This is a genomic window from Lelliottia sp. RD5 (genome assembly GCF_056032945.1).
The window spans coordinates 190,287-216,516 of the sequence record NZ_JBVYHQ010000001.1 but is presented as its reverse complement, the minus strand read 5'-3'; the positions used below and the strand labels follow the sequence as shown (position 1 = coordinate 216,516).

The window sequence follows — 26,230 nt, the reverse complement described above, 5'->3', positions numbered from 1 at the left end:
CCCACATGGCAATTTAGGAGTAATCCCTTGTTGGTATGGGTATACTCCAGGGTATACACCAGAATAGCGCCATTCCTGGAGGTAGGCAAAATCCGGAGCAAGGCAAGCCCATGTTAAAACGACTCTTCTCCCCGCTGACGCTGGTTAATCAGTTGGCCCTCATCGTATTGCTGTCCACCGCTGTGGGTGTGACGGGCATGGCGATCTCTGGCTGGCTGGTGCAGGGCGTACAGGGTAGCGCCCATGCCATCAACGAGGCAGGATCGCTGCGTATGCAGAGTTATCGCCTGCTGGCGGCCGTCCCGCTTACGCCGGAAGACAAACCCCTGCTGGACGACATGGAACGCACCGCATTCAGCCCGGAACTGGTGATCGCCGCGCGGCGTGATGGTCAGCAGGCCCAGTTGAAGGCATTGCAGGGTTACTGGCATAGCCAACTGGAGCCCGGCCTTAAGCAGGCCAAAAGCGCGGAAACCGTTGCCGATGACGTCGCCCGTTTTGTCGCCCGAATCGACACGCTGGTTTCCTCCTTCGATTCCTCCACCGAAATGCGCATTGAACGCGTCGTGATGGTCCACCGGGCAATGGCTATTTTTATGGCTCTTCTGCTCATTTTCACCATCGTCTGGCTGCGCGCGCGTTTGCTGTATCCATGGCAACAACTGCTGGCCGTCGCACGGGCCGTCACGGAAAGAGATTTTACCCAGCGCGCGCACATTAGCGGACGCAACGAAATGGCCATGCTGGGTCAGGCGCTAAACACTATGTCCGGGGAACTGGCCGAAAGCTACGCGGTGCTGGAAAAGCGCGTACAGGAAAAGACGGCGGGTCTGGAGCAAAAGAACGAAATTCTCTCTTTCCTGTGGCAGGCAAACCGCCGTCTGCATTCGCAAATCCCGCTTTGTGAACGCCTTTCGCCAGTGCTCAACGGCCTGCAAAGTCTCACGCTTTTGCATGATATCGAACTGCGGGTCTACGACGTTGAAGACGAAGAAAATCACCAGGAATTCACCTGCCAGTCCGATATGTCCTGCGATGACAAAGGCTGTCATCTCTGCCCGCGCGGTTTACCGCCGCTCAGCAGTAGCGGTACAACGCTGAAATGGCGTCTCACTGACAGCCACACTCAGTACGGTATCCTGCTGGCAACGCTCCCAACGGGTCGCCATTTGAACCACGATCAGCAACAGCTGGTCGACACGCTGGTCGAACAGCTCACCGCGACCCTGGCGCTCGACAGACACCAGGAAAAACAACAGCAGCTGATCGTGATGGAAGAGCGCGCCACCATCGCCCGCGAGCTACACGATTCGATCGCGCAATCGCTCTCATGCATGAAGATGCAGGTCAGCTGTCTGCAAATGCAGGATGACGGTCTGCCCGAGAGCAGTAAGCAGCTGCTGGGCCAGATCCGCAACGAGCTGAATACCTCATGGGTGCAGCTCCGCGAGCTGTTAACGACCTTCCGCCTGCAGCTCACGGAACCCGGGCTACGGCCTGCGCTGGAGTCGAGTTGCGATGAATTCAGTGCCCGGCTAGGCTTCCCGGTGAAGCTGGATTATCAGCTACCCCCGCGTTTTGTGCCCTCTCATCAGGCCATACATTTGCTGCAGATCGCCCGTGAGGCATTGAGCAATACGCTCAAGCACGCCAGCGCGACGGCAGTAACCGTGACCGTAAGTCACCACAATAATCAGGTGAAACTTACCGTCCAGGATAACGGCTGCGGCGTGCCGGAAAACGCTGAGAGAAGCAACCACTATGGTTTAATTATTATGCGAGACCGAGCGCAAAGCCTGCGCGGAGATTGCCAGGTTCGCCGGGGTGAGTCTGGCGGCACTGAAGTAGTGGTGACATTTATACCCGAAAAGCCTCTAACCACTTATCCAGGAGAAAATTATGTCTAATCAGGAACCGGCAACCATTCTGTTAATCGACGATCATCCGATGCTGCGCACCGGCGTAAGACAACTTGTCAGCATGGCGGAAGATATTACCGTTGTGGGTGAAGCCAGCAACGGTGAACAGGGTATTGAACTTGCCGAATCTCTCGATCCTGATTTGATCCTGCTTGATCTCAATATGCCTGGCATGAACGGTCTGGAAACGCTGGATAAATTGCGTGAAAAATCGCTGTCCGGGCGGATCGTGGTGTTTAGCGTATCCAACCATGAAGAAGACGTGGTGACCGCGTTGAAACGCGGGGCCGATGGCTATCTGCTCAAAGACATGGAACCGGAAGATTTACTCAAAGCCCTGCAACAGGCGGCAGCGGGTGAAATGGTACTGAGCGAAGCGCTAACGCCCGTCCTCGCCGCCAGCCTGCGCGCCAACCGCGCCACATCTGACCGCGACGTCACGCAGTTAACCCCGCGCGAGCGCGATATTCTGAAGCTGATCGCTCAGGGCTTGCCGAACAAAATGATCGCCCGCCGTCTGGATATCACCGAAAGCACGGTGAAAGTGCATGTGAAGCATATGCTCAAGAAAATGAAGCTAAAATCACGCGTCGAAGCGGCAGTGTGGGTACATCAGGATCGTATCTTTTAATCTCACTCATTTGGCAGCAGCTGATAGCCGCCATCGTCATCTGGCAACGCCACCAGCGGTTGCGACAGAGAGAGCGTGATCTCATTGGAAGAGACACGCTGCCCATCTTTATCTTCCACGACGACGGACAGTTTCCAGCGGTTAGTCGCCCCTTCGCTCGCATCCCAGGCGGGCATAATCACGCTCCATCCCTCATCGCTATTCACATTCGCAGGCGAGGTCAAACTCAGCGCGTGCGTATCGCCCTGCCAGTGAAGCTGGCGCACCCCGTGGGTACTGCGGACCTGCAATTTCAGGACCACCGTTTCCCCCGGCGTTAAATCCCACGGCGGCGTGGCCAGATAGACCGATAGCGTTTTACGCTGGCGGAACTCCATCACCGGCAGACTGGTGCGCTCCACCGGATCGTAACGACTCCCGCGCAGCGAACGTGTTGCCGCCACTTCATCCGACGACAGCTGCTTTTTCAGCGGGACGCCAAAGCGATAGTTGAGCTTCATGCCCAGATTATTTTGGCTCACCCCGCTTTCGCCCTGCTTATGCGCGGCGGAAAACGTCAGCAAAGGCACCGGCGTATAATCGAGACCCAAATTAACCGCTATCGGATTGTGATACCCCGTTCCGCTACGAAACAGGTCGACGTTATCGCCAAAATATTGCTCAAAACTCACGCTGGTATTCAGATGATGAAAATAAGGCAGCCAGGCTTTGGCCGTCACGTCATATCCGCGCGCCATGCGCTGCTCCTGGAGATCCGAGCTGTCACGCCAGCTGGCAAACGGCTGATAATAATTTGCCGACAGGCGCAGGTTTTCACCCCAGGCTTCCGCCCCAAGTCCGGCTCTTTGCAGATTCTCATCCAGCAGATTGTCGTAAAACGTGTTGTAGCCGAGCAGCCATTTTCCCGCCACCCAGCGCTGGCCAATCCCGGCGTTACTTACCAGACCGTCCGTTTGCTGTGTAAGGCCCAGCTGGCTCCAGCTCAGATAGCGGTTATTATCCTGCCAGGGGATAAACCACCTGCCGCTGCTGCCGTTAAATTTGCCCTCTTCGTCGACCAGTAAATCGACGCTGGCGTTCCCCCAGGGCGAAAGCCAGGATTCAATCTGCTCATTCACTTCGCCGCTGACCGCATCACGCACTTTGCCAAATGCAAACTGACGCGCCTGCTCGCTGGTCGTCAGGCCGTTGTCGGTCATGCTCGCTTCACCGAATGCTTTCGCCATTTCGGCAAGATGCTTTTCGCTTTCGCCAGTCGGTTTAGCGAGCCCGAGATCTGGCAAGCTATCGCCGTTGTTATCAAACGGATTCTGCGCCTGTTGCATAAAGGAATTTGGCGCACCGAAAACGGCTCCGGCCGTGACAAGGAGGAGGAAGAGAAGATTTTGAACGCGGAAAACAGCAACCATCAAATTATAAATGTGATCCAGATCTCATGTGTGACCAGTTTACACCATAACGTGGTTTGGCACAGTTTGCAGCTTTAGGGGGAATTTCCGGATTATCCTGAAGCGTCTGGCTGCGTGAGCAGGAAGTATGATTAATCGGCGTGCCCGCTGTGGCGCTGAATAACCCCTCGCCCCTTCAAGGAGTGGGCCAATTTAGAGCAAGATATGGCTCAGTTATTTGTTCCGGTCACCTCACTTTTTTGCCGGTCTATAACCACCCCACATGTGAACGTGTTAAGAGGCCAACGCCGCTCCCTTAACACTCCCGGCTCCCGACAAGAAAATCGCCGCTTCGCGGTACTCTCCGCTTTTCCGTCAGGCGTTCGGGTCGGGCACGATTCTGCATCCTTGCAGGCCGCACCCTCTCCGCGCTTCCCTGCGCGTCGCCCCGGCCTGACGAAAACGCGTCGACGATTTACAGCCGGACCAGAGCAACGCGTTGATATCCAAATTTTGTGAAGATATTTACCGCTGCATTAATGCCGCCGAACTCCCTTCGGCAATCAACCCTTTAAGCTCCGGCACGCACGATCCGCAGTTCGTCCCGCAGCGTAATGTCGCCCCCAGCGCCGCTGCCGAATCACACCCGCCCGCGATGGCCTCACGGATTGTGTTTTCTCCTACGCTAAAGCAGCTACAGATTATTCGTCCAGGGTCTTTACGCTCGCCAGGGTTTTGTCCGTCCAACAACGCATGACGTTCAACGCGTTCAGCAGGCGGCGTTTGAAACGCCGATACAATAAAATCATGCGCCAGTGCTGGCCGCGTTTTCCCTTCCCAAAATCCCAGCATCAGATCGCCGTTATGCCATGCCAGTATGCTGCTACGCTCGCCGGTCTGGGCAATCTGTAACTGCCAGCCCCGCGCGTTACAGTGCGCCAGAATCACCTCTGACAGCGATTTGTCGCTCGCCAGCGTAAGACGTTCAACACCCACCGTGGCTTTGCGCCACCAGTGGGCAAAAGCGGGCAGTTCAGGCAGCTCGCGCGCGTAAAGTTCGCCCTGCCATCCTGGCTGCCACGGCATTATCCTCACCGCCGTTTGTTTGCTTTCGGGCTGACCAGAAAGCGGATCGCAACGCCCTTCCACCAGCGCGTTCACCTTCCCCTGACGCGCAAAGCGGTTATTCCAGTGCATCGGGGTAAACGCTTCGCCGTCGCGTTGCCCCGCAGTCACATGCACGCGCGCGACCATCACCCCGCGCGGCGAACTCAGGCGCGCCAGCTGTCCGTCTTGCAGCGCAAAACGTTGCGCATCCGCTGCCGAGACGTCCACCTGCGGTTCGGCGATATGCTGCATCAACCGTGGAACGTAGCCCGTGCGGGTCATGGTGTGCCACTGATCGCGCACGCGACCGCTGTTCAGAATCAACGGATAAAGCGCATCGGGGACCGCACCATGATGTTCCGGCTCTACCGGGATAATTCGCCGCACCGGTATTTTACCTGTAGCCCATTGATAGGGTTCTAAATCATCCCACTGCTGGCGCGTTAACGTGACAAGGTCACTTAAATTAAACGCCCGTGCGCCCGCATTTTCAAACGCCGACAGCGCGGCGTGTTCGCAGAAAATTTCCTGCGGATGCTGCCAGTTGAACGCTGCACCGTAACCCAGTTTTTTGGCTATCTCAGCGATAATCCACCAGTCCGGTTTTGCCTCTCCCGGCGCGGGCAAAAACGCGCGCTGGCGCGAAATCCGGCGTTCAGAGTTTGTGACCGTCCCGTTTTTCTCGCCCCAGCCCAGCGCCGGAAACCGGATATGCGCAAAGCGGCTGGTGTCCGTATCACGCATCACTTCCGAGACGATTACCAGCGGGCATGCCGCCAGCGCCTGACATACGGCGTGGCTATCGGGTAGCGAAACGGCAGGATTCGTGCCCATAATCCACACGGCTTTCACCTCTCCACGCGCAATGGCGTCAAACAGATCAACCGCCATCAGCCCCGGCGTCTGCGCCAGCCTTTCAGTTCCCCAGAAGCGGGCCACGCGTGAGAGATCGTCCGGTTCAAAACTCATGTGTGCGGCCAGCTGGTTTGCCAGCCCACCCACTTCTCGCCCGCCCATCGCATTAGGCTGTCCGGTCAACGAAAATGGACCGCAGCCTTCGCGGGAAAATTTTCCGCTGGCGAGATGGACATTAATAATCGCGTTGCACTTATCGCTCCCGCTCGACGACTGGTTGATGCCCATGGTGTAGAGCGTGACGGCGCGCGGCGCGATGGTGAACCACTGATAAAATGTCTCAACCTCTGCAACCGCTAACCCGCAAAATGCCGCCACGCGCGGCGTTGGCCAGCTATTTTCGTCCTGAATATGATTAAGCAGTCCGACAAACAATCCTGCATCGCTGCCCGGCAGCAACGCGAGATGCAGATCGGCGATATCACAGGTCGCGGTTTTGCGGGGATCGATAACCACCACCTTTAATGCTGGATCAGCGGCGCGCGCCTGCACCAGCCGTTGATAAAGCACCGGATGCGTCCAGGCGGCATTCGACCCCACCAGCACCACCAGATCGGTATTTTCGATATCGTCGTAGCTGCACGGCACGATATCTTCACCAAACGCGCGCTTATAGCCGGTCACGGCCGAGGACATGCACAGCCGCGAATTGGTGTCGATATTCGCCGCGCCAATGAATCCCTTCATCAGCTTGTTGGCCGCGTAGTAATCTTCCGTCAGGAGCTGCCCGGAGGCATAAAACGCCACGGCCTGCGGGCCGTCAGTCGCGATAATCTCCCGTAAACGCTCGCCCGCCGCTTCAAGCGCCTGTGACCACTCAACCTCACGATCGTCAATCATCGGGCGCAATAAACGCCCTTCCAGGCCGGTTGTTTCCCCCAGCGCCGAACCTTTCACACACACTCTGCCGTCATTCGCCGGATGCGTTTCGTCACCGCGCACGCGCACCTCGCCATTGTTTACGCTTGCTACCACGCCACAGCCGACACCGCAATACGGGCACGTCGTTCGGGTTTGGGTCATGAAGCCTCCGCACGCATCACCAGCTCTTCGCTGCTCACCCACACTTTGCCGCCTTCGATTTTCACCGGCCAGGCGCGTACCGCCGGTTCGCCACTGTCCACCTGTCGCCCGTCGCGCAGGCGGATACGCTGTTTGTACAGCGGCGAGATAACGATCGGCTCGCCGCTCGCATCCCCCAGAATCCCGCGCGACAGCACGCTGGCGCTGCTGCCCGGCTCGATATCTTCCAGCGCATACACGGCTTTGCCGAATCGGAACAGCGCGATTTGCTGTTCACCAAGATGTGCGCCAATGCCCGCATGTTCCGGGATTTCGTCGACTGCACAAATTTCCTGCCAGCGTTTGAAGGCCTCCGTCACCGGCGCATTCACGCGGGTACGGAACAGCGCCAGACGGTTTGGATCGGCGAGCGTGGTTTGCCATTCGCACTGATACGTGTCGACAATCCGCGCCATCTCCTGCTCCAGTTCGTAGGCAATCCCCAGACTGTCATTCATGATCACATCGCGCAGATAGTCGATGCCGCCCTCCAGATTGTCCATCCAGGTGCTGGTGCGTTGCAGACGATCGGCAGTGCGGATGTAAAACATCAGGAAACGATCCACGGTGCGCAGCAGGGTTTCGTCATCCAGATCGCTGGCAAACAGATCTGCATGGCGCGGTTTCATGCCGCCGTTACCGCACAGATACAGGTTCCAGCCCTTGTCGGTCGCAATCACGCCGACGTCTTTACTCTGAGCTTCGGCGCATTCGCGGGTACAACCTGACACCGCCATTTTGATTTTGTGCGGCGCGCGCAGGCCCTTATAGCGATGCTCCAGCGTCACGGCCAGACCCGTTGAATCCTGCACGCCGTAACGACACCACGTCGACCCGACGCACGATTTCACGGTACGCAGCGATTTCCCGTAGGCATGCCCGGTCTCAAATCCGGCTTCGACCATTGCCTGCCAGATTTCGGGTAGCTGTTCCAGCGTTGCGCCAAACAGGTCGATTCGCTGACCGCCGGTAATTTTGCTGTACAGCTGATAACGCTTCGCGATTTGCCCGATGGCGATCAGCCCGTCAGCGCTGACTTCACCGGCAGGCATGCGCGGGACAATCGAATACGTGCCGTCTTTTTGAATATTGGCAAAATAGCGGTCGTTGGTGTCCTGGAGCGGCAGATGCGCAGGTTTGAGCAGATATTCATTCCAGCATGACGCCAGCACCGATCCGACCAGCGGCTTACAAATTTCGCAGCCGTGGCCGTGCCCGTAGCGGGCAATCAGCTGTTCAAACGTGTGGATGCGGTTGACGCGCACCAGGTGGTAAATTTCCTGACGCGAATAGGCGAAGTGTTCGCAGATATCCTTTTTCACCTCCACGCCCTGCGCCGCCAGCTGGAACTCCATGACCTGTTTGACCAGCGCGCTACACCCGCCACAGCCAGTGGCGGCTTTGGTGCACTGTTTAACCGCGCCGATGTCCGTTGCCCCGACGCTCACCGCCTGGCAGATATCACTTTTACTGACGTTATGACAGGAGCAGATCTGCGCGCTGTCCGGCAGTGCGGCGACGCCAAGCACTTTGGGCGCACTCCCCGCAACGGCGGGCAAAATCAGCGTTTCAGGATCTTTCGGCAGGCTGATGCCGTTGAGCATCATCTGTACCAGCGTCGCGTATTCGGCGGCATCCCCCACCAGCACACCGCCGAGCAGAGTTTTACCGTCTTCACTGACCACAATTTTCTTGTAGATTTGCTGCGGACCGTGCGTCCACTGATAACTTTGCGCGCCGGGCGTGCGGCCATGCGCATCACCAAAAGAGGCGACGTCCACACCCAGCAGCTTCAGTTTGGTGCTCATGTCCGCGCCCGCAAACGCGTGTTCTTCCCCGGCAAGCTGGGCCGCCGCCACGCGAGCCATCTGATAGCCTGGCGCCACCAGACCAAAAATTTTACCTTCCCACAGCGCACATTCGCCAATGGCAAACACGTCTTCATCCGAGGTGCGGCAGTGGTGATCGATGCAAATCCCGCCGCGTTCACCAAGGGTTAACCCGCTGCGACGTGCCAGCGCGTCCTGCGGGCGGATCCCGGCAGAAAAGACCACCATATCGGTGTTCAGCTCGCCGCCATCGGCAAAACGCAGCACCAGACCGTCTTCGGTGCGGGCGATTTCAGTTGTCGATTTACTGGTGTGCACGCCAACGCCGAGGGCTTCAATTTTGCGGCGCAGCATCGCCGCACCGTCGTTATCAAGCTGAACCGCCATCAGGTTCGGGGCGAATTCAACAACGTCCGTTTCCAGTCCCAGCTGCTTGAGCGCGTTCGCCGCTTCCAGCCCTAGCAGACCGCCGCCAATCACCACGCCGCGTCGCGCATGGGCTGCATGCGCCGCGATACTGTCTAAATCGTCCAGCGTACGATAGACAAAACAGCCCGGCAGATCGCGACCCGGCACGGGCGGCACAAATGGATACGATCCCGTCGCCAGCACCAGTTTGTCCCAGTGGGTTTCATGGCCACTGGCGGTGCGCACCACCCGCGCCTCGCGGTCAATATCGACAATTTGCTGCGAAAGACGCAGCTCAATGCCATTCCCGGCAAAGAAATCACCTTGCACCAGTGAGAGTGAATCGGCATTACGATCGTCAAAATAGGCTGAAAGATGCACACGGTCGTAGGCCGCATAGCGCTCTTCGCCAAACACGACAATCTGATAGTGCTGATGCAAATTGCGGTTCACGCAATCTTCGAGAAAATGGTGGCCGACCATACCGTGTCCAACCACCACCAGAGTAGGTTTTGTCATAGCGTTCTGTCCTGCAACCTGGGGTTGCGTAGTGAATCGATCGAACAGCCAGTCCGCCTGCGCGGGCACCGGCTTTGCCAGTAAATCGGTGAGCGCCGCCGCACTGCGGCAATCGCCAAACATCAGCACGCCCGCAAGCGTGCCGTTGCGAATCAATAAGCGCCGGTAATGACGCGTCAGCGGGTCCCACGACGTCCAGAGGTCATCACCCGCCTGCGCCGCCACGCAACCGGCGCTGAACAGCTCAATGCCGGTCACTTTCAGGCGCATGCCGCTGTCGCAGGGGGTAAATGCGGCGCAGGTAACGCCGGCCAGTCGGGCAGCCAAAATATCGGCCTGCGCCAGACATGGCGCGACCAGCCCCCACGTCTGGCCGTTAATTTCGCTGCATTCGCCAATGGCACTGACGCCGGGATGTGAGGTTTGCATCAGGCTGTTCACCACGATCCCTTTGGCACACAACAGCCCGCTGGCTTTCGCCAGTGAGGCATTGGGTACTACGCCGGTCGCCAGCACTACGCGCGTGGCCGCACGCGTGCGCCCGTCAGAGAGCGTCACGGAGTGAGAGGTGATGTTGGTGATCCCCGACGCCAGTTCGCAGTCAATTCCCCGCTCTTTTAACGCCTGCTCCAGCAGCGCGCCGGTCTGCTGGTCAAGCTGCTGTTCCATCAGCCACGGGCCGCGATGCACAATCGTGACGTTGTCACAAGAATGACGTAGCGCGGCGGCGGCTTCGACGCCCAGCACGCCACCGCCAAGCACCACCACCGGACCGGTCGCGGCCAGAATGGTCTTCACGTCTTTTAACGTGCGAAAGGTAAACACGTTCGCCCCGTCACTGCCCGCTACGGGCGGAATGAACGGTTGCGAACCGGTGGCGAACACCAGTTCATCCCAGCGCACAGACCGCTGTTCCGTGCGGATTTCCCGCGCGGCCAGATCCACCGCCGTCACCCTTTCACCGGTCATCACCGTCACGCCACGCGCCTGATACCAGGCGTCATCATGAAACCGCGTGGCGGCCGCCTGTTTTTCGCCGCCCAGCACCGGCGAGAGCTGAATGCGGTTGTACGCAGGCTCGGCCTCCTCGCCGATCACGGTAATGGTGAAGCGACCGGGTGCACGTTCGGTCAGCGACTCGATCAGTCGCGTTGCTGCCATGCCGTTACCAATAATGACCAGTCGCATCGTTAGCTCCTCAGGCCGCTTTCGGCTGTTTTTCATAGAGGAAACGCAGAACCTGCTGGCGCATGTGGTGATAGCGGCTGTCTTCAGCCAGTTGCACGCGATTGCGCGGGCGCGGCAAATCGACCTGCAAAATCTCGCCCACCGTCGCCGCCGGGCCGTTAGTCATCATCAGCACGCGATCGGAGAGAAGCACTGCTTCGTCCACATCGTGGGTGATCAGTACGATAGTGGTGTTCAGCTCCTGCTGGATTTTCATGACCGAATCCTGCAGATGTGCGCGGGTCAACGCATCCAGCGCGCCAAAAGGCTCATCCATCAGCAGCACTTTTGGCTTCATCGCCAGCGCCCGCGCGATACCCACGCGCTGCTTCATCCCGCCGGAGATTTCCCCCGGACGTTTATGCAACGCATGACCCATTTGCACCCGGTCGAGATTGTGCTCGATCCACGCTTTGCGCTCCGCTTTGCTCATGGTGCGGCGGAAAACCTGATCGACCGCCAGCGCCACGTTGTCGAAACAGGTCAGCCACGGCAGCAACGAGTGGTTCTGGAACACCACCGCGCGTTCCGGGCCTGGTCCGGCGATTTCGCGATTATCACAAATCAGCCCGCCCTCCGTGGGTAAGGTGATCCCGGCGATAAGGTTCAGCAGCGTGGATTTGCCGCAGCCGGAGTGGCCAATCAGGCTAACGGTTTCACCTTCGTGGATATCAAAAGAGACGTTTTGCAGCGCCAGAAACTCGCCGCTGGCCGTGGAAAAACGCTGGCTCACGCCCTGTACCTGAATTAATGGTTTCATGTTCGTTCCTTATTTTTCCTGCCAGCTAAAACGACGGGCGATCAGCATCAGCCCCTGCTCCAGCAGCAACCCGACCACGCCGATGATGACAATGGCGATGAGAATGTTTTCAACGTTAAGGTTGTTCCACTCGTTCCAGATCCAGAAGCCGATCCCTAATCCCCCGGTCAGCATTTCGGCGGCAACAATCACCAGCCACGCAATGCCAATTGAGAGCCGCACGCCCGTCAGCACTGCGGGCAGTACGGCAGGAAACAGAATGCGGCGCATGATGGTCCACTCAGAAAGTTGCAATACGCGCGCAACGTTGAGGTAGTCCTGGGGGATCCGGCGCACCCCTTCGGCGGTGTTGATCACCATCGGCCAGATGGAACAGATGAAAATGGTCCAGCTCGACGCCGGCTCCGCTTTCTGGAACAGCAGCAGGCCGATCGGCAGCCACGCCAGCGGGCTGACCGGACGCAGAAGCGCGATCAGCGGGGTGAACATGCGCGAGAAAAAGGTGAATCGACCAATCAGAAAACCGAGCGGAATGCCGACAATCGCCGCCAGACCGAACCCAATCGCCACGCGCTGGAGCGAGGCGAGAATGTTCCAGCCAATCCCCATGTCGTTCGGTCCGTCACGGTAAAACGGGTCGGCAAACAGCGTGATAGCGGAATCCAGCGTGCTGAGCGGCGTAGGGAAACCTTTGCTGTTGATCGCAGCCAGTTGCCATAACACCACCAGCAATCCCAGGCCGAGAAACGCCGGGATCACGCGCTGGAGGAGTTCGTTTATCCGGCGGGCAAATGCCGGTGCGCGGCGACGGACCTGAACCGGTGGCAGCGTAATGACTTCGCCGCTGACGGGCTTTTCAGCCACGATCTGTGTAGTTTGCATCTGTTTCATTTCATGCCCCTTGACGGTGAATGGCGAAGCGACTGGCATAGCCTTCGGGATCGGTGCCGTTCCAGACGGTGCCGTCCATGAGTGTGCTGCTGCGCATCGGTGACGACGGCGTGCCTATCCCGCCCACGGCGGTAGCGGCGTCCTGCCAGACAGCGGTCTGATTAATGCGCTGTGCAATTCCGGCGTAATCCGGTTCGGTTTTCAGTAGCCCCCAGCGGCGGAACTGGGTCAGGAACCACATGCCGTCGGAGTGCCACGGATAGCTGACTGCGCCCTCGTTGAAGAAACGAATCGGATGGGCATCCTGCCAGCGCTGGCCGATGCCGTTATCGTATTCGCCCAGCATGCGACCGGTGAGATACTGCTCTTTGGTGTTGAGCCAGGCGCGACGCGAGAGGATGAGCGCCGTTTCACGTTTATTTTCCGGTGAGGCATCAATCCAGCGCGCCGCCTCCATCACGGCGCTGACCAACGCTCGCGCGGTGTGCGGGTTTTTCTCAACCCAGTCGCGGCGCGTACCGAGAATTTTCTCTGGATGTTCTGGCCAGATGGACTGTGAGGTCGCGGCGGTAAAGCCGATACGGTCGTTGATGGCGCGGGCGTTCCACGGCTCGCCGACGCAAAAGCCGACCATATTGCCGATGCGCATGTTCATCACCATCTGCGGCGGCGGAACGACCACGGTGCGCACATCGTCAAAGGGATTAATGCCCGCGCTGGCCAGCCAGTAATAGAGCCACATGGCGTGCGTGCCGGTTGGGAAGGTATGGGCGAAACTGTAAGTGCCGGGAGCCTGTTGCTGAATCAGCTTTTTCAGCCCATCAACGTCGCGTACACCTTTATCCAGCAGATCGTTTGAAAGCGTGATTGCCTGACCGTTGTGGTTCAGGGTCATCAGATTGGCCATCGGCTGCGGTTTACCGGCGATACCCAGCTCCAGTCCGTACAGCAGGCCATACAGAATGTGTGCCGCATCCAGTTCACCGGCGACCAGTTTGTCGCGCACCGCGGCCCAGCTGGCTTCTTTTGTCGGGACAATCGTAATGCCGTACTTTTTATCAAAACCTTTTAGCGCGGCGATCACCAACGGCGCGCAGTCGGTTAAGGGGATAAAGCCCACACGCACCGTCTCCAGCTCCGGTTTATCCGAGCCTGCCGCCCACGCGGAGTGCATGACGCCTGGAAGCAGCATCGCCCCGCCTGCTATTGCGCTTGCCTGTAAAAATCGCCGTCTCGTCCAGTTCACCATGCTCACTCCCGAAAAAAAGCCAAAAAAAAGCGCCCGCCAATGCCGAAGCATTGCTGGACGCCTTTATCCTGAAAACGAACGCACCGCCGTTGGCGCGTCGTTAAAATTTGTTAATGTGATAATGCAAAGCGGATGCCAGGTTTTAACGCCTTAGTCAGGCTGTTTTCACGCTGTTGCCCCCGTGTTTCGCACCTCAATCATGCAAACAATGCCCACCGATTGTGCATCTACTCCTTTGGTATTACCTGCCACAGCGTCTTGACCGTAAGCAGCGCACGTGCGATATCCACCATGCGCTGATTCTTATCCATCGCCATTTTTCGCAGGGCATACCACGCCTGTTCTTCGCTCATATTTTGATGCGTCATAAGCACGCTTTTCGCTTTATCGATGGTTTTGCGCTCCTCAAGCGTGTCGCGCAACGAGGCAAGCTGGCGGGACAATAATTCGATTTCTCGCGCCTGCTGACGCACCAGCGACAGGAGCGGTTTGTCGGGCCAGTGTGTGAACGGGTCATCCGTCTCGTCAAAAAACTCAAAAGATTCATTATCTGAATGCATTCGCGCTTCGACGGCGTGCATCAGATCGGCAATCATGACCTCTTCAAGGGCGCGAAGATGTTCAAGACGCGCCGTTTGCAGCGCAAACCAGTTGAGCGCGGTCGCGCCCTGATCGGCGGCAGGCTGGCGGGTACAGGCGACCCGGCGCAGCTGTTCAGTTTCGACACCGGGCAAGCAGTGACGCTCAAACGTGGTCTGCACATCAGGCTGGACGCGCGACAGGAAAACGTCAAAACAGGCTTGCTGAGCATCGATGCGGTCGACCAGAGTCTGGCGCATGTCATCGCTGAAATGCCCCTCGGTGAAACCAATCGCCCCCAACGCGCGCTCCTGCCCCGCCAGCTCTTTGCCCTGCATCAGGCTATACAGCGCAACAAATCGACTCGCTATTTGCGGATCGTCAATGCTGTCATTGAGCTGAGGAATGATACTGAGGACATGGCGCAGCGTACGGCTGTATTGTTCCATCGCCAGATGCGCTTTGATGCTGCGCGAAACGACCGCCTCCCGCAGCGGACCCAACTGCTCAAGCTGATGGAGGGCGCTGGCGATACGCTCACAGACGGCGCTGCCTGAAAAAGGTGACTGCTGCGCCAGCGCAACGTGAAATGCGGCCAGATTTTGATCCGCTAATGCCCGGCTGGCTTTACACTCGGCGGCGTAGAGCTTCCCCTGCGAGCAGAGCCAGATATTTGACGCTCCGCGTTCGCACTGTAGCATGTGGGCGAGCGTGCTGATGCAGCTCACCAGTTCGCCGAGCTGCGCCAGGTTGCTGAACTGTTGTTTGCGCATCCGCTTTGCGCGCTGAAGCCATTCGGTTGCGCCGGGTGGACTGCCGTAGATGTTCGTCATGCTTACTCTCCCGGATCGTTTTTATCCTCAGAGCTAAGCAATATCCGTGCCCCTTTATGAAACTGGAGTCAACATGCAGAAAATCGTTATCGTCGCCAACGGTGCGGCTTACGGAAGTGAATCCCTTTTTAACAGTCTGCGACTGGCGATTGCTTTACGCGATCGGGAGAGCGCGCTGGATCTGCGGCTGTTTTTGATGTCGGATGCCGTGACTGCCGGGCTAAAAGGACAGAAACCTGCCGAGGGGTATAACATCCAGCAGATGCTGGAGATCCTCACCGCGCAGGATGTTCTGGTGAAACTGTGCAAGACCTGCACTGACGGACGCGGGATCACGTCTTTGCCGCTGATCGAGGGCGTGGAAATTGGCACACTGGTTGAATTAGCCGAATGGACGCTGGCCGCCGATAAAGTATTAACTTTTTAATAATAAACCTCAGATAATATTATTTTCTTATGGACGCGGTTGCATCATCAAGTTCCCCGCTGAGTTGCCGATACGAACCTTAAGTCAACTCAGCAGGTATTAACGTATGTTCAGATCAATCCGCTCTCGTATTATCGCCGCAACGACAGGCTGTCTGGTCGTTGCCCTTGTTCTTAATACCTTCATCAACTTCTACGTCACGCGACAGGATAACCAGCAATCTCAACGCGATATCCTCGCCAGTACCAGCGCCAGCCATAATATTGCCATTGCCGACTGGGTGAACAGCAAGCTTACGGTGATTGCTTCTGCGCAATCCGTGGCCCTCAATGACGACCCGGTGCCCGTGTTTAAACAGCTGGCCAATGCGGGGGGATTCACCAACGTTTACGTCGGCTACGCCAATAAAACGGCGAAATTCTCCGATCCTGAAGGCGTACCGGCTGATTACGATCCGACCGTGCGTCCGTGGTATCAGCAGGTGGTAACCGCCGATGCGCCCGTCGTGACTGCGCCTTACGTGGATGCCGGAACGGCTAAACTGGTGGTGACGTTTGCCGTGCCGGTGAAAGAGAACGGTGAGCTGAAAGCGGTCGTCGCCGGAGACGTGGCGATGGACAGCGTGGTCGCGAACGTTCGCGGTATCCATCCTACGCCTGCCAGCAGCGGGTTGCTGATCGACAGCGACGGAACGGTGATTGCCGCAAACGATCCGGCTCAAACAATGAAGCCATTTTCCGAAGCCATCAAAAATGTCGATTTGAACGACCTGAAAAAAGGTGCAGCAATCGACGGGACATTAGCGGGCGTCGAGAAAACCTTTATCGCCACGCCGATCGCAGGCACCCACTGGCTATTGGTGGTCGCCCTCGACAGCAGCGATGCAACGTCGGGTATGCGTTCCCTGCTGAAAGCCTCTGGCCTGTCGCTGGTGATTCTGGTGTTGCTCAGCGGGGCCATTATTCATTTCGTCATCGCCCGCTTGCTGAAACGTCTGTCAGACGTTCGTGATGCCATGCACGCCATCGCGAACGGGACGAATGACCTGTCTCAGCGCTTGCCGGAAAATGGCCAGGACGAAGTGGCGGAAATCGCCCATGCGTTTAACGCCTTTAGCGATAAGCTCTCCACGGTGATGGTACAACTGCGTGATGCCAGCGCCTCGGTGAAAAATGCGGCGCGCGAAATTGCCGCCGGAAACCAGGATCTTTCGGGACGTACCGAGCAAGCCGCATCCAGCCTGCGTGAAACCGCCAGTGCGGTCGAGCAAATTACCGCGTCTGTGACGCAGTCTAATGAGTCCGCCGCCGAGGCCAACGATCAGGCCAGCAAAGCCTCAGCTGCCGCATCGCGCGGGGGCGAAGTGGTTTCACAAGCCATCACCACCATGCAATCAATTGAAGTGGCTTCTGCGAAGATCGGCGACATCACCAGCGTTATCGACGGAATTGCGTTCCAGACCAACATTCTGGCGCTGAACGCAGCGGTTGAAGCTGCTCGTGCGGGTGAACAAGGCCGCGGTTTTGCTGTTGTCGCCGGTGAAGTCCGTAGTCTGGCGAGCCGCAGTGCGCAGGCTGCGAAAGAGATCAAAACGCTGATCGATTCGACCGCCCACAGCGTGGCAACCGGTTCGCGCTATGTTCACCTTGCCGGTGAAAGCATGGATGAGATCCGCGCCAGCATTGGCAGCGTGTCGGGGATTATGCGCGAGATTTCGGTGGCGACCAGCGAACAGATGAAAGGCATTCACGAGATTAATCATGCCGTGACGCATCTCGATCGCATGGTGCAGCAGAACGCCGAACTGGTGGTGGAATCCGCCGCGGCGGCAGGCGCATTGCAGAGCCAGGCGGGCGACCTGGCTGAAACGGCCGGCCATTTCCGCATTTAATGTTATGACGGCGCGTATTTGCCTGTTCAAATACGCGCCAGCTAATCCCTTTCAGGCATTTTGTCATTTTTGTTTAATCGTTATGCCATTTTTTGATCAAAATCAGCATCCCGACCCTTCCCCTTTGGTGTTATGCCATGAGTGAATTGTGAACAACATCACGCTCAGGATTAACCGCAGGGAGAGCGTTGTTTTCGGACTACGGGGTAGATAATGGCACTGGTAAAAACAAGTTTGAAACTGTTTGGCGGGGATACAGTCGTGGTGCGTTGCTCAGAGCGCTGCCATATTCATTTGATGAGCACAAAAGCACAGAAGTCGTCGCAGGCGGATATTTTAAGCGTGCAGAATAAAGACAATGCGTGGCTTACGGTGCCTTATACCGGCACATGGGATGTGTTGATCGACAGTCACAGCCAGTCTCTTGAGCATTCCGTAAGTTACGTGGCAGCCTGATAGCTTGATAGCTTGATAGCTTGATAGCTTGACAGCTTGACAGCTTGACAGCTTGACAGCTTGACAGTGAAGGATATGGCCCGGAATGCTTAACGCAACCGGGCTTTTTTTATCAGGCGAACCCTGGGCGTAACGACGCTTCCTGAGATTCTCCGTCCAACAACGTTTTGATTTTCGACACCAGTTCGTTCAGGCAGTCATCTTTCATTCCCAACCGTGCCAGCTCTTGATCAAGCGAGAATACATACTCTGCGTTGGTGCCCAGCGGGCCACTGGCCGCGGCAATCAACGGCGCAATCACCTGTGTGCGCGTGTCGGCTTCGTACAGCGCATGACGCGGGTCCATGATAAACACCAGCGCATTGACGGTGCGTCCGTCGTCAAGTTCCAGCTTGCACCAGCTCGGCATATAGCAGCCGGTGATCATCTCGCGCTTCCACAACAGGGTCAGCTCGTCTTCCAGCGTGTCGTCCGGCAAACGGTAGGCCACGCCCGTGGTGCGCCCGCCCTCTTTCAGTGCAAGCATCCGACCTGGCTGACAGGCACTGCCGCGCCCAGCCGTCAGGCGCAAACAAAACGCGCGATGCCAGCCGGGTAGCGTACCCGTTGCCGATTCCCGGTACTCCAGCGCGGGGTTCCACATTAGCGAGCCATAGCCAAATATCCAAACCGGGCCATTATCAGGACGGCAGGCCATCGTCGCCGCAAGCGACGCTGCGCGCTGTTCGGCTGACCAGAGAAGCGATTCTTCTATGTCACCAAATGCCGTTTTACAATCTGCGTTCAACAAGAAATCACGCGTTAACACTTTACACCTCCGCCACTGCTTGCTTCCTTGCGACAACTGTTAGCGCCTTCCCGGCATTGTATTGACTGCTCATTTTGACAGCAGTTAATAAACGATAAGCAAATAACGGGCCGGATGCAATACAACGGAAGTTCAACAGCCAGAAATGTCCAAACAGAGATGGCTCATCATGTGGCCGCTATCTCTTTTTGTGCCATTTATCATCCTCACCTTTTTCATAATCATGTTTAACCGCAGCCCAGGCCACGCGATGTGCGGTCTCTTCGCGGCTGGCATCGTCCCGGCGATCGTCTTTGTCTTTGTATTGATCCCAGGCACTGTTAAACGCCTCTTTGTAAATATCCTGCGCATGTGATGGCAACACATGCTGTACGCTATCGGGTAAATCACTTTTCGATTTATAAGGCATCGCTAACCTCTCTTTTCACTAAAATAATAAGTGTGGTCGATAGTGTGCAACCCTGCCAGCAATATGACATTCGTGTTAAATACAACATCTTAATATGCTGTTAATTAGGATGTATTTTCAATAAATGCACCATTATGAGAACTTAGGCAAAAAATATCCTCATGTCGTAAAATTAGGTAAAAATTCGCAGGAATTTACCCGTTTTCTGTTAGTTTAGTGGGCTTGAATTTCAACTCTATAATTACAATCATCTGCATTGACGGAGAATCGCATGACAACAACACAGGAGGCGGTAAAAACCCGCCACAAGGAGACGTCACTCATTTTCCCGGTCGTGGCACTGGCTGTGCTCTTCTTCTTAGGAAGCAGTCAGTCATTGCCAGTGGTCGTCGGGATTAATGCTCTTGCTCTGGTAGGTATTTTATTTAGCGCCTTTAGCGTAGTACGACACGCCGATGTTCTGGCACACCGTCTTGGAGAGCCTTACGGCTCACTGATTTTAAGCCTTTCCGTCGTTATCCTCGAAGTCAGTTTAATTTCCGCATTAATGGCGACCGGCGACGCCGCGCCAACGCTGATGCGCGATACGCTTTACTCCATCATTATGATTGTGACCGGCGGTCTGGTGGGCTTTTCGTTATTGCTGGGCGGACAAAAATTTGCGACCCAGTACATGAATTTGTTTGGGATTAAACAGTATCTGATTGCCCTGTTTCCGCTGGCAATTATCGTTCTGGTATTTCCAATGGCACTGCCGGGTGCGAATTTCACCTCCGGTCAGGCCCTGCTGGTCGCGCTCATCTCTGCCGCCATGTACGGCGTGTTCCTGCTGATTCAGACCAAAACGCACCAAAGCCTGTTCGTCTACGAGCATGAAGATGACGGCGATGACCCGCATCACGGTAAGCCCTCCGCGCATAGCAGCCTGTGGCACACCGTTTGGCTGATCGTGCATCTGATTGCGGTGATTGCCGTGACCAAGATGAATGCCAATCCGCTCGAAACGCTGTTGACCGAATTGAATGCGCCTGTTGCGTTTACCGGCTTCCTGGTAGCCCTGTTAATTCTCTCACCAGAAGGTTTGGGTGCACTGAAAGCGGTACTCAGCAACCAGGTTCAGCGCGCAATGAATCTGTTCTTTGGCTCTGTGCTGGCAACAATTTCATTGACCGTTCCTGTCGTGACAATGATTGCCTTTATGACCGGCAATGAGCTGCAGTTTGCGCTGGGTGCGCCAGAAATGATTGTCATGGTGGCGTCATTGTTACTGTGTCAGATTTCGTTCTCTACCGGACGTACGAACGTGCTCAACGGTGCAGCACATATGGCGCTGTTTATCGCTTATCTGATGACAATCTTCGCCTGAGACTGATAGCTTCAAACGAAAAACGGCAACCCTGGGGTTGCCGTTTTGCTTTATATCGCGTGACGCGTTAGTTGCTGGTATTCAGCTCGTCGAAGCTTTTAACCAGATCGTCAATCGCTTTGATTTGCTTCAGGAACGGTTCCAGCTTATCCAGCGGCAGCGCGGACGGGCCGTCGCATTTCGCGTTGGCTGGATCCGGGTGCGCTTCGATGAACAGACCGGCGATACCCGTTGCCATGCCCGCACGTGCCAGTTCAGTCACCTGACCACGACGACCGCTGGATGCTGCGCCAAACGGGTCGCGGCATTGCAGGGCGTGGGTTACGTCAAAGATTACCGGTGAGTTATTGGAGACTTTCTTCATCACGCTGAAGCCAAGCATGTCCACAACCAGGTTGTCGTAGCCAAAGTTAGCACCACGGTCACACAGGATAATTTGGTCGTTGCCACCTTCGATAAACTTATCAACGATGTTACCCATCTGGCCTGGGCTGACGAACTGTGGTTTTTTTACGTTGATCACCGCGCCGGTTTTCGCCATCGCTTCCACCAGATCGGTCTGACGCGCGAGGAATGCCGGAAGCTGAATCACATCAACCACTTCCGAGACAGGCTGAGCCTGTGACGCTTCATGTACATCGGTGATCACTTTCACGCCAAACGTCTGTTTCAGCTCCTGGAAAATCTTCATCCCCTCTTCCAGGCCTGGGCCACGGTAAGAGTTGATAGAGGAGCGGTTGGCTTTGTCAAAAGAGGCTTTAAACACATACGGGATACCCAGTTTCTGAGTTACGGTCACGTAGTGTTCGCAGATGCGCATCGCGAGGTCACGGGATTCCAGAACGTTCATGCCGCCAAACAGCACGAACGGCAGGTCGTTTGCCACGTTGATATCACCAATGCTAACCACTTTTTGTTTCATAGGATCGCCTTATTCAGGTGTGAATCGGAATTAAGATTAATGCAGTGTAATTTGTTTATGCGCGATCGAATTGATCTGCGCGCGAATCATTTCGCTTATCGGGTCTTCCGGGCACTGCTCAACGAAGTAGTTCAAATCCGTCAGCGCAACGTGATCGCAATCCAGCTGTGCGTAGATAAGCCCGCGATCGCGGATCTCATACGGATCTTCCGGATTGAACTGAAGCAGCACCTCGCTGGCGCGTAATGCCAGTTCCATCTGCCGTTCTTCCATGAGCGCGGATTTCAGCGTATCAAGCAGCTTGCGAACGACTTCAGCGTTGTCAGCCTCATCGAGATCTTCATTGAAAAGCTCAGCAACCGGGCTGATATTGCCTTTCAGCCAGACATCCAGCGTGTGTTCGTCAAGCGTGTCGCCGTTGAACGGGTTGATTAACCACATCTCACCGTCCAGCGATTCCGCGCGCAAAATCAGCTGCGTCGGGAAGATAACCGGAACCAGCGGAATATCCAGACGGTTCGCGACCCACAGCAGAACAGCCCCTAAGGCCACTGCGCTGCCCTGACGGTGTTTCAGTACCTCATCCAGCCAAAGCGCATCGGAAAGGCGGTACACGCCACGCGTGTCGCAAAAGCCCCATTCGCCGTAAAACAGCTCGATCAGTTTTTCCAGTTGCCAGTCCTGAGAACGCGCCTGAGTAATCTCTTCACGCGCCAGGCTCACCAGGCTTTCCAGTTCATCGTAGACCCACTCTGATGTGAAATCGTCGCGGATCATCTCCGATATCAGGACCATCCCATCGCAAAGCGGGACTTTATTAAATTCGAAATCGGCTAAGGACTTCATGACTTACCCCAGTAACGGTATTCTTGTGGTGGCGAGTTTAATGATGATGTACAGCACCACCAGCCCCAGCAGAAAGGCAATAAATCCGGCCTGCTGGCTGCGCGGACGACGACGCCCAAGCGCGATAAAACCCAAAACGATGTAGATGATAACGCCAAACAGCTTCTCAGTCAGCCATGTGCCTTTATCAGTAAATGGCAGATAGCCCGTGACCCACATCAAACCCGCGCCAGAAAGGAACAGCACCGTGTCGATACAGTGGGGCACCACGCGCATCCATCGGGCGTCAATGAGTGAATTGTTGCTGTAGCGCCACCAGTAACGCAGCACGAAAAAGCTGATGGTTAGCGTAACGGCGGCAATATGCGCATAAATCAGAACGCTGAACATACTCATGCCATTTTGCCCAGCGTTAAACGGTCATTGCCACCGTAGTCCTGACAGGTTTCGACCCGTTCATAACCTGCCTGAGTAAACAGCGCGCGTACCGCCTCAGCCTGCGTCCAGCCGTGTTCAATCAATAGCCAGCCGCCAGCGGTAAGATACTGGCGTGACACCGTCACGATATGCGCAATATCCGCTAAGCCTTCCTCTGCCGCCACTAACGCCGTGAGCGGTTCAAAGCGTACATCGCCCTGCGACAAATGGGGATCGCGTTCATCAATATACGGCGGATTACTGACAATCATGTCAAACTGATGGCCGACAAGCGCGTCAAACCAGCTGCTTTGTTGGATCTTAACGTTGTTGAAACCGAGACGCGCCACGTTACGCAACGCGAGCGCGACGGCATCGGGCATCACGTCAACGGCAGTGACCTGACAATCCGGACGCTCGCTCGCCAGCGCCAGCGCTATCGCACCGGTTCCTGTCCCTAAATCGAGGATCCGGCAGGCCGTTGCGGGAAGACGCGCAAGCGCGTGTTCAACCAGACATTCGGTATCCGGGCGCGGGATCAGCGTGGCCGCAGAAACATACAGCGGCAGCGACCAAAATTCGCGTTCTCCCGTCAGGTGCGCCACGGGTTCACCCGCTTTGCGACGCGACAACAGAGCGGAGAGCTGCGCATGCTGATCCGCCGTCAACGCCGTTTCACCAAATGCCAGAATAAAGGTCCGCGCTTTGCCGGTAACATGTTCCAGCAAGATTTCAGCGTCACGCCGCGGGCTTTCGCTTTCGCTAAGCTCGCCGATCGCAACGCGTAACCAGTGCTGAAAATCCATTAGTCTTGATCTGCCAGTGCCGCCAGCTGATCGGCCTGATATTCCTGCACGATGGGCTCAATCAGGGAATCAAGTTTGCCTTCCATGGTTTCGTCCAGACGGTAAATGGTCAGGTTGATACGGTGGTCGGTCACGCGCCCCTGCGGGAAGTTGTAGGTGCGGTTACGGTCGCTACGATCGCCGCTGCCCAGCAGGTTACGACGGGTTGAGGCTTCGGCCTGCTGACGTTTGGCAATTTCTGCCGCGCGAATACGCGACCCCAAAACCGACAGTGCTTTGGCTTTGTTTTTGTGCTGGGAGCGCTCATCCTGACATTCCACCACAATTCCGGTCGGCAAGTGGGTAATACGGATAGCAGAGTCGGTGGTGTTAACGTGCTGACCGCCCGCGCCGGATGAACGGAAGGTGTCGATACGCAAATCGCCTGGATTAATATCCGGCAGTTCAGCTTCGGGCACTTCCGGCATCACCGCCACAGTACAGGCGGAGGTGTGGATACGGCCCTGTGATTCCGTGGCCGGAACGCGCTGTACGCGGTGTCCGCCGGATTCAAACTTCAGACGACCATAAACGCCTTCACCGCTGATTTTAGCGATCACTTCTTTATATCCGCCATGCTCGCCTTCGTTGGCGCTCATGATTTCGACACGCCAGCGACGCGATTCTGCGTAACGGCTGTACATGCGGAACAGATCGCCGGCGAACAGCGCGGCTTCATCCCCGCCTGTACCGGCGCGGACTTCGACAAACGCGTTGCGCTCGTCATCGGGATCTTTCGGCAGCAGCAGAACCTGAAGCTGTTGCTCCATCTCTTCTGCGCGGGCTTTGGCTTCCTGCAGCTCTTCTTGCGCCATCTCGCGCATTTCAGGATCGTCGAGCATCATCTGCGCGGTTTCAATATCTTCCTGAACCTGCTGCCAGTCGGTAAAGCAGCGCGAAACATCGCTAAGCTGCGCATATTCACGCGACAGCGCGCGAAAACGATCCTGATCTGCAATAGTCGCGGCATCGCCGAGCAAGGCCTGAACTTCTTCGTGGCGCTCGTGCAGAGCTTCCAGTTTGGCGACGATAGAGGGCTTCATAGGCGTAAAATGCACCTTGTAATAGAAAATGGGTGTGTGGCGCTATTCCAGCCCGAGGCTGTTGCGCAGAATAGTCAGGCGTTCATCATCCCCGTTACGGGCAGCCTGTTGAAGTGATTTGGTTGGAGCATGAATTAACCGGTTGGTCAGTTTCCACGCCAGGTCCTGCATAATTACCTGCGGATCGCCGCCCTGTTCGAGGGCCGCCATCGCTTTGGCCGTCAGATCGTCGCGCACAAGCTCCGCCTGACCGCGATACTCACGGATGGTCTCGCTGGCGCTTTGCGCACGCAGCCAGGCCATAAATTCGCCCGATTCCTGCTCAACGATGGTTTCGGCCTGAACAGCGGCCGCTTTGCGTTGCGCAAGGTTGTGCGAAATGATGCTTTGCAGATCGTCAACGCTATACAGATAGGCGTTCGCCAGCTTGCCCACTTCCGGCTCGACATCACGCGGGACGGCGATGTCCACCAGCAGCATCGGCTGGTTACGGCGCGATTTGAGCGCACGTTCCACCATCCCTTTACCGATGATCGGCAGCGGGCTGGCGGTTGAACTGATAATAATGTCAGCGTCTTTCAGGCGTTCATCAATATCGCTTAGCGCGATAACTTCTGCGCCCACTTCATCCGCCAGAACCTGCGCGCGTTCACGCGTACGGTTGGCGATGATCATATGCTTGACCTTGTGCTCACGAAGATGACGCGCCACCAGCTCAATCGTCTCCCCTGCGCCAACGAGCAGCACGGTAACGGTTGAGAGGGATTCGAAGATCTGACGCGCAAGCGTACAGGCAGCGAAAGCAACCGAAACCGCACTGGCACCAATGTCGGTTTCGGTTCGCACTCGCTTGGCGACGGAGAAGGATTTCTGGAACATGCGTTCCAAATCGCTGGCTTTTAAATGGCCTTTCTGAGAATCCGCAAAGGCTTTTTTCACCTGACCCAGAATTTGCGGCTCGCCGAGCACCAGTGAGTCAAGACCGCTCGCGACGCGCATGAGATGACTGACCGCATCGTTATCCTGATGCCAGTACACGCTGGCACGCAGCTCTTCTTCGTTCAGATTATGGTATTCGCATAACCAGCGAATCAGCGCTTCGTGGAGGTTATCCTGTTCTTCAACGCTCAGGTATAGCTCAGTACGGTTACACGTCGAGAGCACCACGCCGCCCTGCACCATCGGTTGCGCAAGCAGGCTGTCCAGCGCCTGGTCGAGCGTATCCGGCGAAAACGTAACACGTTCTCGCAACGCAACAGGGGCCGTTTTGTGGTTGATGCCGAGTGCTAAAAGGGTCATGTGAGCGGGAGTAGTACCAGCGTTAATAAGGTTAGCAGGACGCATCATACCTGATGCGCGAGATCAATAAAAGAGACTGCCCCCTTTCGGAGTAATAGGCCTCACCCGCTAATTTCATGATTTAAGACAATATGAACGTAGACGCTGCCACCGCCGGACGCTAGCATTAAGGGTTATAACTGCA

The 26,230-nt window shown here is 56.4% G+C and carries 21 protein-coding genes; 6 read left to right on the top strand and 15 right to left on the bottom strand.

The annotated features are described in order from the left end of the window. Window positions 1-110 precede the first annotated feature (110 nt). Window positions 111-1,907: a nitrate/nitrite two-component system sensor histidine kinase NarX gene (gene narX / locus AC0LWE_RS01115; protein WP_202693008.1), complete on the top strand. Its 1,797-nt coding sequence runs from the start codon at window positions 111-113 to the stop codon at window positions 1,905-1,907. After that, window positions 1,900-2,550 (top strand): two-component system response regulator NarL, encoded by a 651-nt coding sequence (narL, locus tag AC0LWE_RS01110; RefSeq protein ID WP_012017701.1) that lies wholly within the window; start codon window positions 1,900-1,902, stop codon window positions 2,548-2,550. Before narX ends, narL begins: the two co-directional genes overlap by 8 nt. Window positions 2,551-2,552: 2 nt before the next feature. Here the strand turns inward: narL and AC0LWE_RS01105 are convergent, their stop codons facing one another. The 7 genes from AC0LWE_RS01105 to nasR all read right to left on the bottom strand — a co-directional run bounded on the left by AC0LWE_RS01105 (window position 2,553) and on the right by nasR (window position 15,317). After that, window positions 2,553-3,959 carry a YchO/YchP family invasin gene (locus AC0LWE_RS01105; RefSeq protein ID WP_219347689.1) on the bottom strand — a complete coding sequence of 469 codons (1,407 nt, stop codon included), beginning with the start codon at window positions 3,957-3,959 and terminating at the stop codon, window positions 2,553-2,555. A gap of 504 nt (window positions 3,960-4,463) precedes the next feature. Then, on the bottom strand, window positions 4,464-6,983 hold the full coding sequence (locus AC0LWE_RS01100; RefSeq protein ID WP_219346471.1) for a nitrate reductase: 2,520 nt from the start codon (window positions 6,981-6,983) through the stop codon (window positions 4,464-4,466). Then, entirely contained in the window at window positions 6,980-10,966 is a 3,987-nt protein-coding gene (gene nirB, locus AC0LWE_RS01095) for a nitrite reductase large subunit NirB (protein ID WP_219346470.1), read from the bottom strand. The genes AC0LWE_RS01100 and nirB overlap by 4 nt, the downstream gene beginning before the upstream one ends. 10 nt (window positions 10,967-10,976) lie before the next feature. Next, window positions 10,977-11,765, bottom strand: a complete 789-nt coding sequence (locus AC0LWE_RS01090; protein ID WP_131487209.1) for an ABC transporter ATP-binding protein — start codon at window positions 11,763-11,765, stop codon at window positions 10,977-10,979. A gap of 9 nt (window positions 11,766-11,774) precedes the next feature. Continuing rightward, entirely contained in the window at window positions 11,775-12,656 is an 882-nt protein-coding gene (gene ntrB / locus AC0LWE_RS01085; protein WP_174343286.1) for a nitrate ABC transporter permease, read from the bottom strand. 1 nt (window position 12,657) lies between these two features. Beyond that, window positions 12,658-13,905 carry a CmpA/NrtA family ABC transporter substrate-binding protein gene (locus tag AC0LWE_RS01080; RefSeq protein WP_219346469.1) on the bottom strand — a complete coding sequence of 416 codons (1,248 nt, stop codon included), beginning with the start codon at window positions 13,903-13,905 and terminating at the stop codon, window positions 12,658-12,660. A gap of 227 nt (window positions 13,906-14,132) precedes the next feature. Continuing rightward, the gene (gene nasR / locus AC0LWE_RS01075) at window positions 14,133-15,317 is read right to left on the bottom strand and encodes a nitrate regulatory protein NasR (RefSeq protein WP_219346468.1); all 1,185 of its coding nucleotides are present in this window, start codon (window positions 15,315-15,317) and stop codon (window positions 14,133-14,135) included. A gap of 73 nt (window positions 15,318-15,390) precedes the next feature. On the opposite strand from nasR, the gene AC0LWE_RS01070 reads away from it, so the two are divergent. The 3 genes from AC0LWE_RS01070 to AC0LWE_RS01060 all read left to right on the top strand — a co-directional run bounded on the left by AC0LWE_RS01070 (window position 15,391) and on the right by AC0LWE_RS01060 (window position 18,091). Then, window positions 15,391-15,744, top strand: coding sequence for a DsrE/DsrF/TusD sulfur relay family protein (locus AC0LWE_RS01070; protein ID WP_219346467.1), 354 nt, complete (start codon window positions 15,391-15,393; stop codon window positions 15,742-15,744). A gap of 106 nt (window positions 15,745-15,850) precedes the next feature. Then, window positions 15,851-17,635 carry a methyl-accepting chemotaxis protein gene (locus AC0LWE_RS01065; RefSeq protein WP_219346466.1) on the top strand — a complete coding sequence of 595 codons (1,785 nt, stop codon included), beginning with the start codon at window positions 15,851-15,853 and terminating at the stop codon, window positions 17,633-17,635. Window positions 17,636-17,848: 213 nt separating this feature from the next. Then, window positions 17,849-18,091 (top strand): DUF1883 domain-containing protein, encoded by a 243-nt coding sequence (locus AC0LWE_RS01060; RefSeq protein ID WP_012017712.1) that lies wholly within the window; start codon window positions 17,849-17,851, stop codon window positions 18,089-18,091. Between the two features lie 112 nt (window positions 18,092-18,203). Here AC0LWE_RS01060 and AC0LWE_RS01055 read toward each other — a convergent pair whose 3' ends face one another. Next, window positions 18,204-18,899, bottom strand: a complete 696-nt coding sequence (locus AC0LWE_RS01055) for a gamma-glutamylcyclotransferase (RefSeq protein WP_131487204.1) — start codon at window positions 18,897-18,899, stop codon at window positions 18,204-18,206. A gap of 178 nt (window positions 18,900-19,077) precedes the next feature. Next, window positions 19,078-19,308 (bottom strand): putative cation transport regulator ChaB, encoded by a 231-nt coding sequence (chaB, locus tag AC0LWE_RS01050; protein ID WP_202666071.1) that lies wholly within the window; start codon window positions 19,306-19,308, stop codon window positions 19,078-19,080. A gap of 271 nt (window positions 19,309-19,579) precedes the next feature. Here chaB and chaA point away from each other — a divergent pair, with 271 nt between their 5' ends. Beyond that, on the top strand, window positions 19,580-20,674 hold the full coding sequence (gene chaA / locus AC0LWE_RS01045) for a sodium-potassium/proton antiporter ChaA (RefSeq protein ID WP_219346465.1): 1,095 nt from the start codon (window positions 19,580-19,582) through the stop codon (window positions 20,672-20,674). A 67-nt stretch (window positions 20,675-20,741) separates the two neighbouring features. On the opposite strand, the gene kdsA is transcribed toward chaA, so the two are convergent. From kdsA to hemA, 6 genes are read right to left on the bottom strand one after another with little or no spacing between them, the layout of a single operon-like run. Beyond that, the gene (gene kdsA, locus AC0LWE_RS01040; RefSeq protein ID WP_474264596.1) at window positions 20,742-21,596 is read right to left on the bottom strand and encodes a 3-deoxy-8-phosphooctulonate synthase; all 855 of its coding nucleotides are present in this window, start codon (window positions 21,594-21,596) and stop codon (window positions 20,742-20,744) included. Between the two features lie 36 nt (window positions 21,597-21,632). Continuing rightward, a complete protein-coding gene (sirB1, locus tag AC0LWE_RS01035) occupies window positions 21,633-22,442 on the bottom strand; it encodes an invasion regulator SirB1 (RefSeq protein ID WP_202667846.1) in 810 nt (269 codons plus the stop codon). 3 nt (window positions 22,443-22,445) lie between these two features. Continuing rightward, on the bottom strand, window positions 22,446-22,838 hold the full coding sequence (gene sirB2 / locus AC0LWE_RS01030; RefSeq protein ID WP_219346463.1) for an invasion regulator SirB2: 393 nt from the start codon (window positions 22,836-22,838) through the stop codon (window positions 22,446-22,448). Beyond that, the gene (gene prmC / locus AC0LWE_RS01025) at window positions 22,835-23,665 is read right to left on the bottom strand and encodes a peptide chain release factor N(5)-glutamine methyltransferase (RefSeq protein ID WP_219346462.1); all 831 of its coding nucleotides are present in this window, start codon (window positions 23,663-23,665) and stop codon (window positions 22,835-22,837) included. The genes sirB2 and prmC overlap by 4 nt, the downstream gene beginning before the upstream one ends. Then, window positions 23,665-24,747 (bottom strand): peptide chain release factor 1, encoded by a 1,083-nt coding sequence (prfA, locus tag AC0LWE_RS01020; protein WP_059179780.1) that lies wholly within the window; start codon window positions 24,745-24,747, stop codon window positions 23,665-23,667. Before prfA ends, prmC begins: the two co-directional genes overlap by 1 nt. A gap of 42 nt (window positions 24,748-24,789) precedes the next feature. After that, window positions 24,790-26,046 (bottom strand): glutamyl-tRNA reductase, encoded by a 1,257-nt coding sequence (gene hemA, locus AC0LWE_RS01015; protein ID WP_131487199.1) that lies wholly within the window; start codon window positions 26,044-26,046, stop codon window positions 24,790-24,792. Window positions 26,047-26,230: the final 184 nt, after the last annotated feature.

What these genes read in the sequence shown, in the direction of transcription:
- narX (WP_202693008.1), top strand. Translation starts at nt 111, where the DNA reads ATGTTAAAACGACTCTTCTCCCCGCTGACGCTGGTTAATCAGTTGGCC.
- narL (WP_012017701.1), top strand. Translation starts at nt 1,900, where the DNA reads ATGTCTAATCAGGAACCGGCAACCATTCTGTTAATCGACGATCATCCG.
- AC0LWE_RS01105 (WP_219347689.1), bottom strand. Translation starts at nt 3,959, where the DNA reads ATGGTTGCTGTTTTCCGCGTTCAAAATCTTCTCTTCCTCCTCCTTGTC.
- AC0LWE_RS01100 (WP_219346471.1), bottom strand. Translation starts at nt 6,983, where the DNA reads ATGACCCAAACCCGAACGACGTGCCCGTATTGCGGTGTCGGCTGTGGC.
- nirB (WP_219346470.1), bottom strand. Translation starts at nt 10,966, where the DNA reads ATGCGACTGGTCATTATTGGTAACGGCATGGCAGCAACGCGACTGATC.
- AC0LWE_RS01090 (WP_131487209.1), bottom strand. Translation starts at nt 11,765, where the DNA reads ATGAAACCATTAATTCAGGTACAGGGCGTGAGCCAGCGTTTTTCCACG.
- ntrB (WP_174343286.1), bottom strand. Translation starts at nt 12,656, where the DNA reads ATGAAACAGATGCAAACTACACAGATCGTGGCTGAAAAGCCCGTCAGC.
- AC0LWE_RS01080 (WP_219346469.1), bottom strand. Translation starts at nt 13,905, where the DNA reads ATGGTGAACTGGACGAGACGGCGATTTTTACAGGCAAGCGCAATAGCA.
- nasR (WP_219346468.1), bottom strand. Translation starts at nt 15,317, where the DNA reads ATGACGAACATCTACGGCAGTCCACCCGGCGCAACCGAATGGCTTCAG.
- AC0LWE_RS01070 (WP_219346467.1), top strand. Translation starts at nt 15,391, where the DNA reads ATGCAGAAAATCGTTATCGTCGCCAACGGTGCGGCTTACGGAAGTGAA.
- AC0LWE_RS01065 (WP_219346466.1), top strand. Translation starts at nt 15,851, where the DNA reads ATGTTCAGATCAATCCGCTCTCGTATTATCGCCGCAACGACAGGCTGT.
- AC0LWE_RS01060 (WP_012017712.1), top strand. Translation starts at nt 17,849, where the DNA reads ATGGCACTGGTAAAAACAAGTTTGAAACTGTTTGGCGGGGATACAGTC.
- chaB (WP_202666071.1), bottom strand. Translation starts at nt 19,308, where the DNA reads ATGCCTTATAAATCGAAAAGTGATTTACCCGATAGCGTACAGCATGTG.
- chaA (WP_219346465.1), top strand. Translation starts at nt 19,580, where the DNA reads ATGACAACAACACAGGAGGCGGTAAAAACCCGCCACAAGGAGACGTCA.
- kdsA (WP_474264596.1), bottom strand. Translation starts at nt 21,596, where the DNA reads ATGAAACAAAAAGTGGTTAGCATTGGTGATATCAACGTGGCAAACGAC.
- sirB1 (WP_202667846.1), bottom strand. Translation starts at nt 22,442, where the DNA reads ATGAAGTCCTTAGCCGATTTCGAATTTAATAAAGTCCCGCTTTGCGAT.
- sirB2 (WP_219346463.1), bottom strand. Translation starts at nt 22,838, where the DNA reads ATGAGTATGTTCAGCGTTCTGATTTATGCGCATATTGCCGCCGTTACG.
- prmC (WP_219346462.1), bottom strand. Translation starts at nt 23,665, where the DNA reads ATGGATTTTCAGCACTGGTTACGCGTTGCGATCGGCGAGCTTAGCGAA.
- prfA (WP_059179780.1), bottom strand. Translation starts at nt 24,747, where the DNA reads ATGAAGCCCTCTATCGTCGCCAAACTGGAAGCTCTGCACGAGCGCCAC.
- hemA (WP_131487199.1), bottom strand. Translation starts at nt 26,046, where the DNA reads ATGACCCTTTTAGCACTCGGCATCAACCACAAAACGGCCCCTGTTGCG.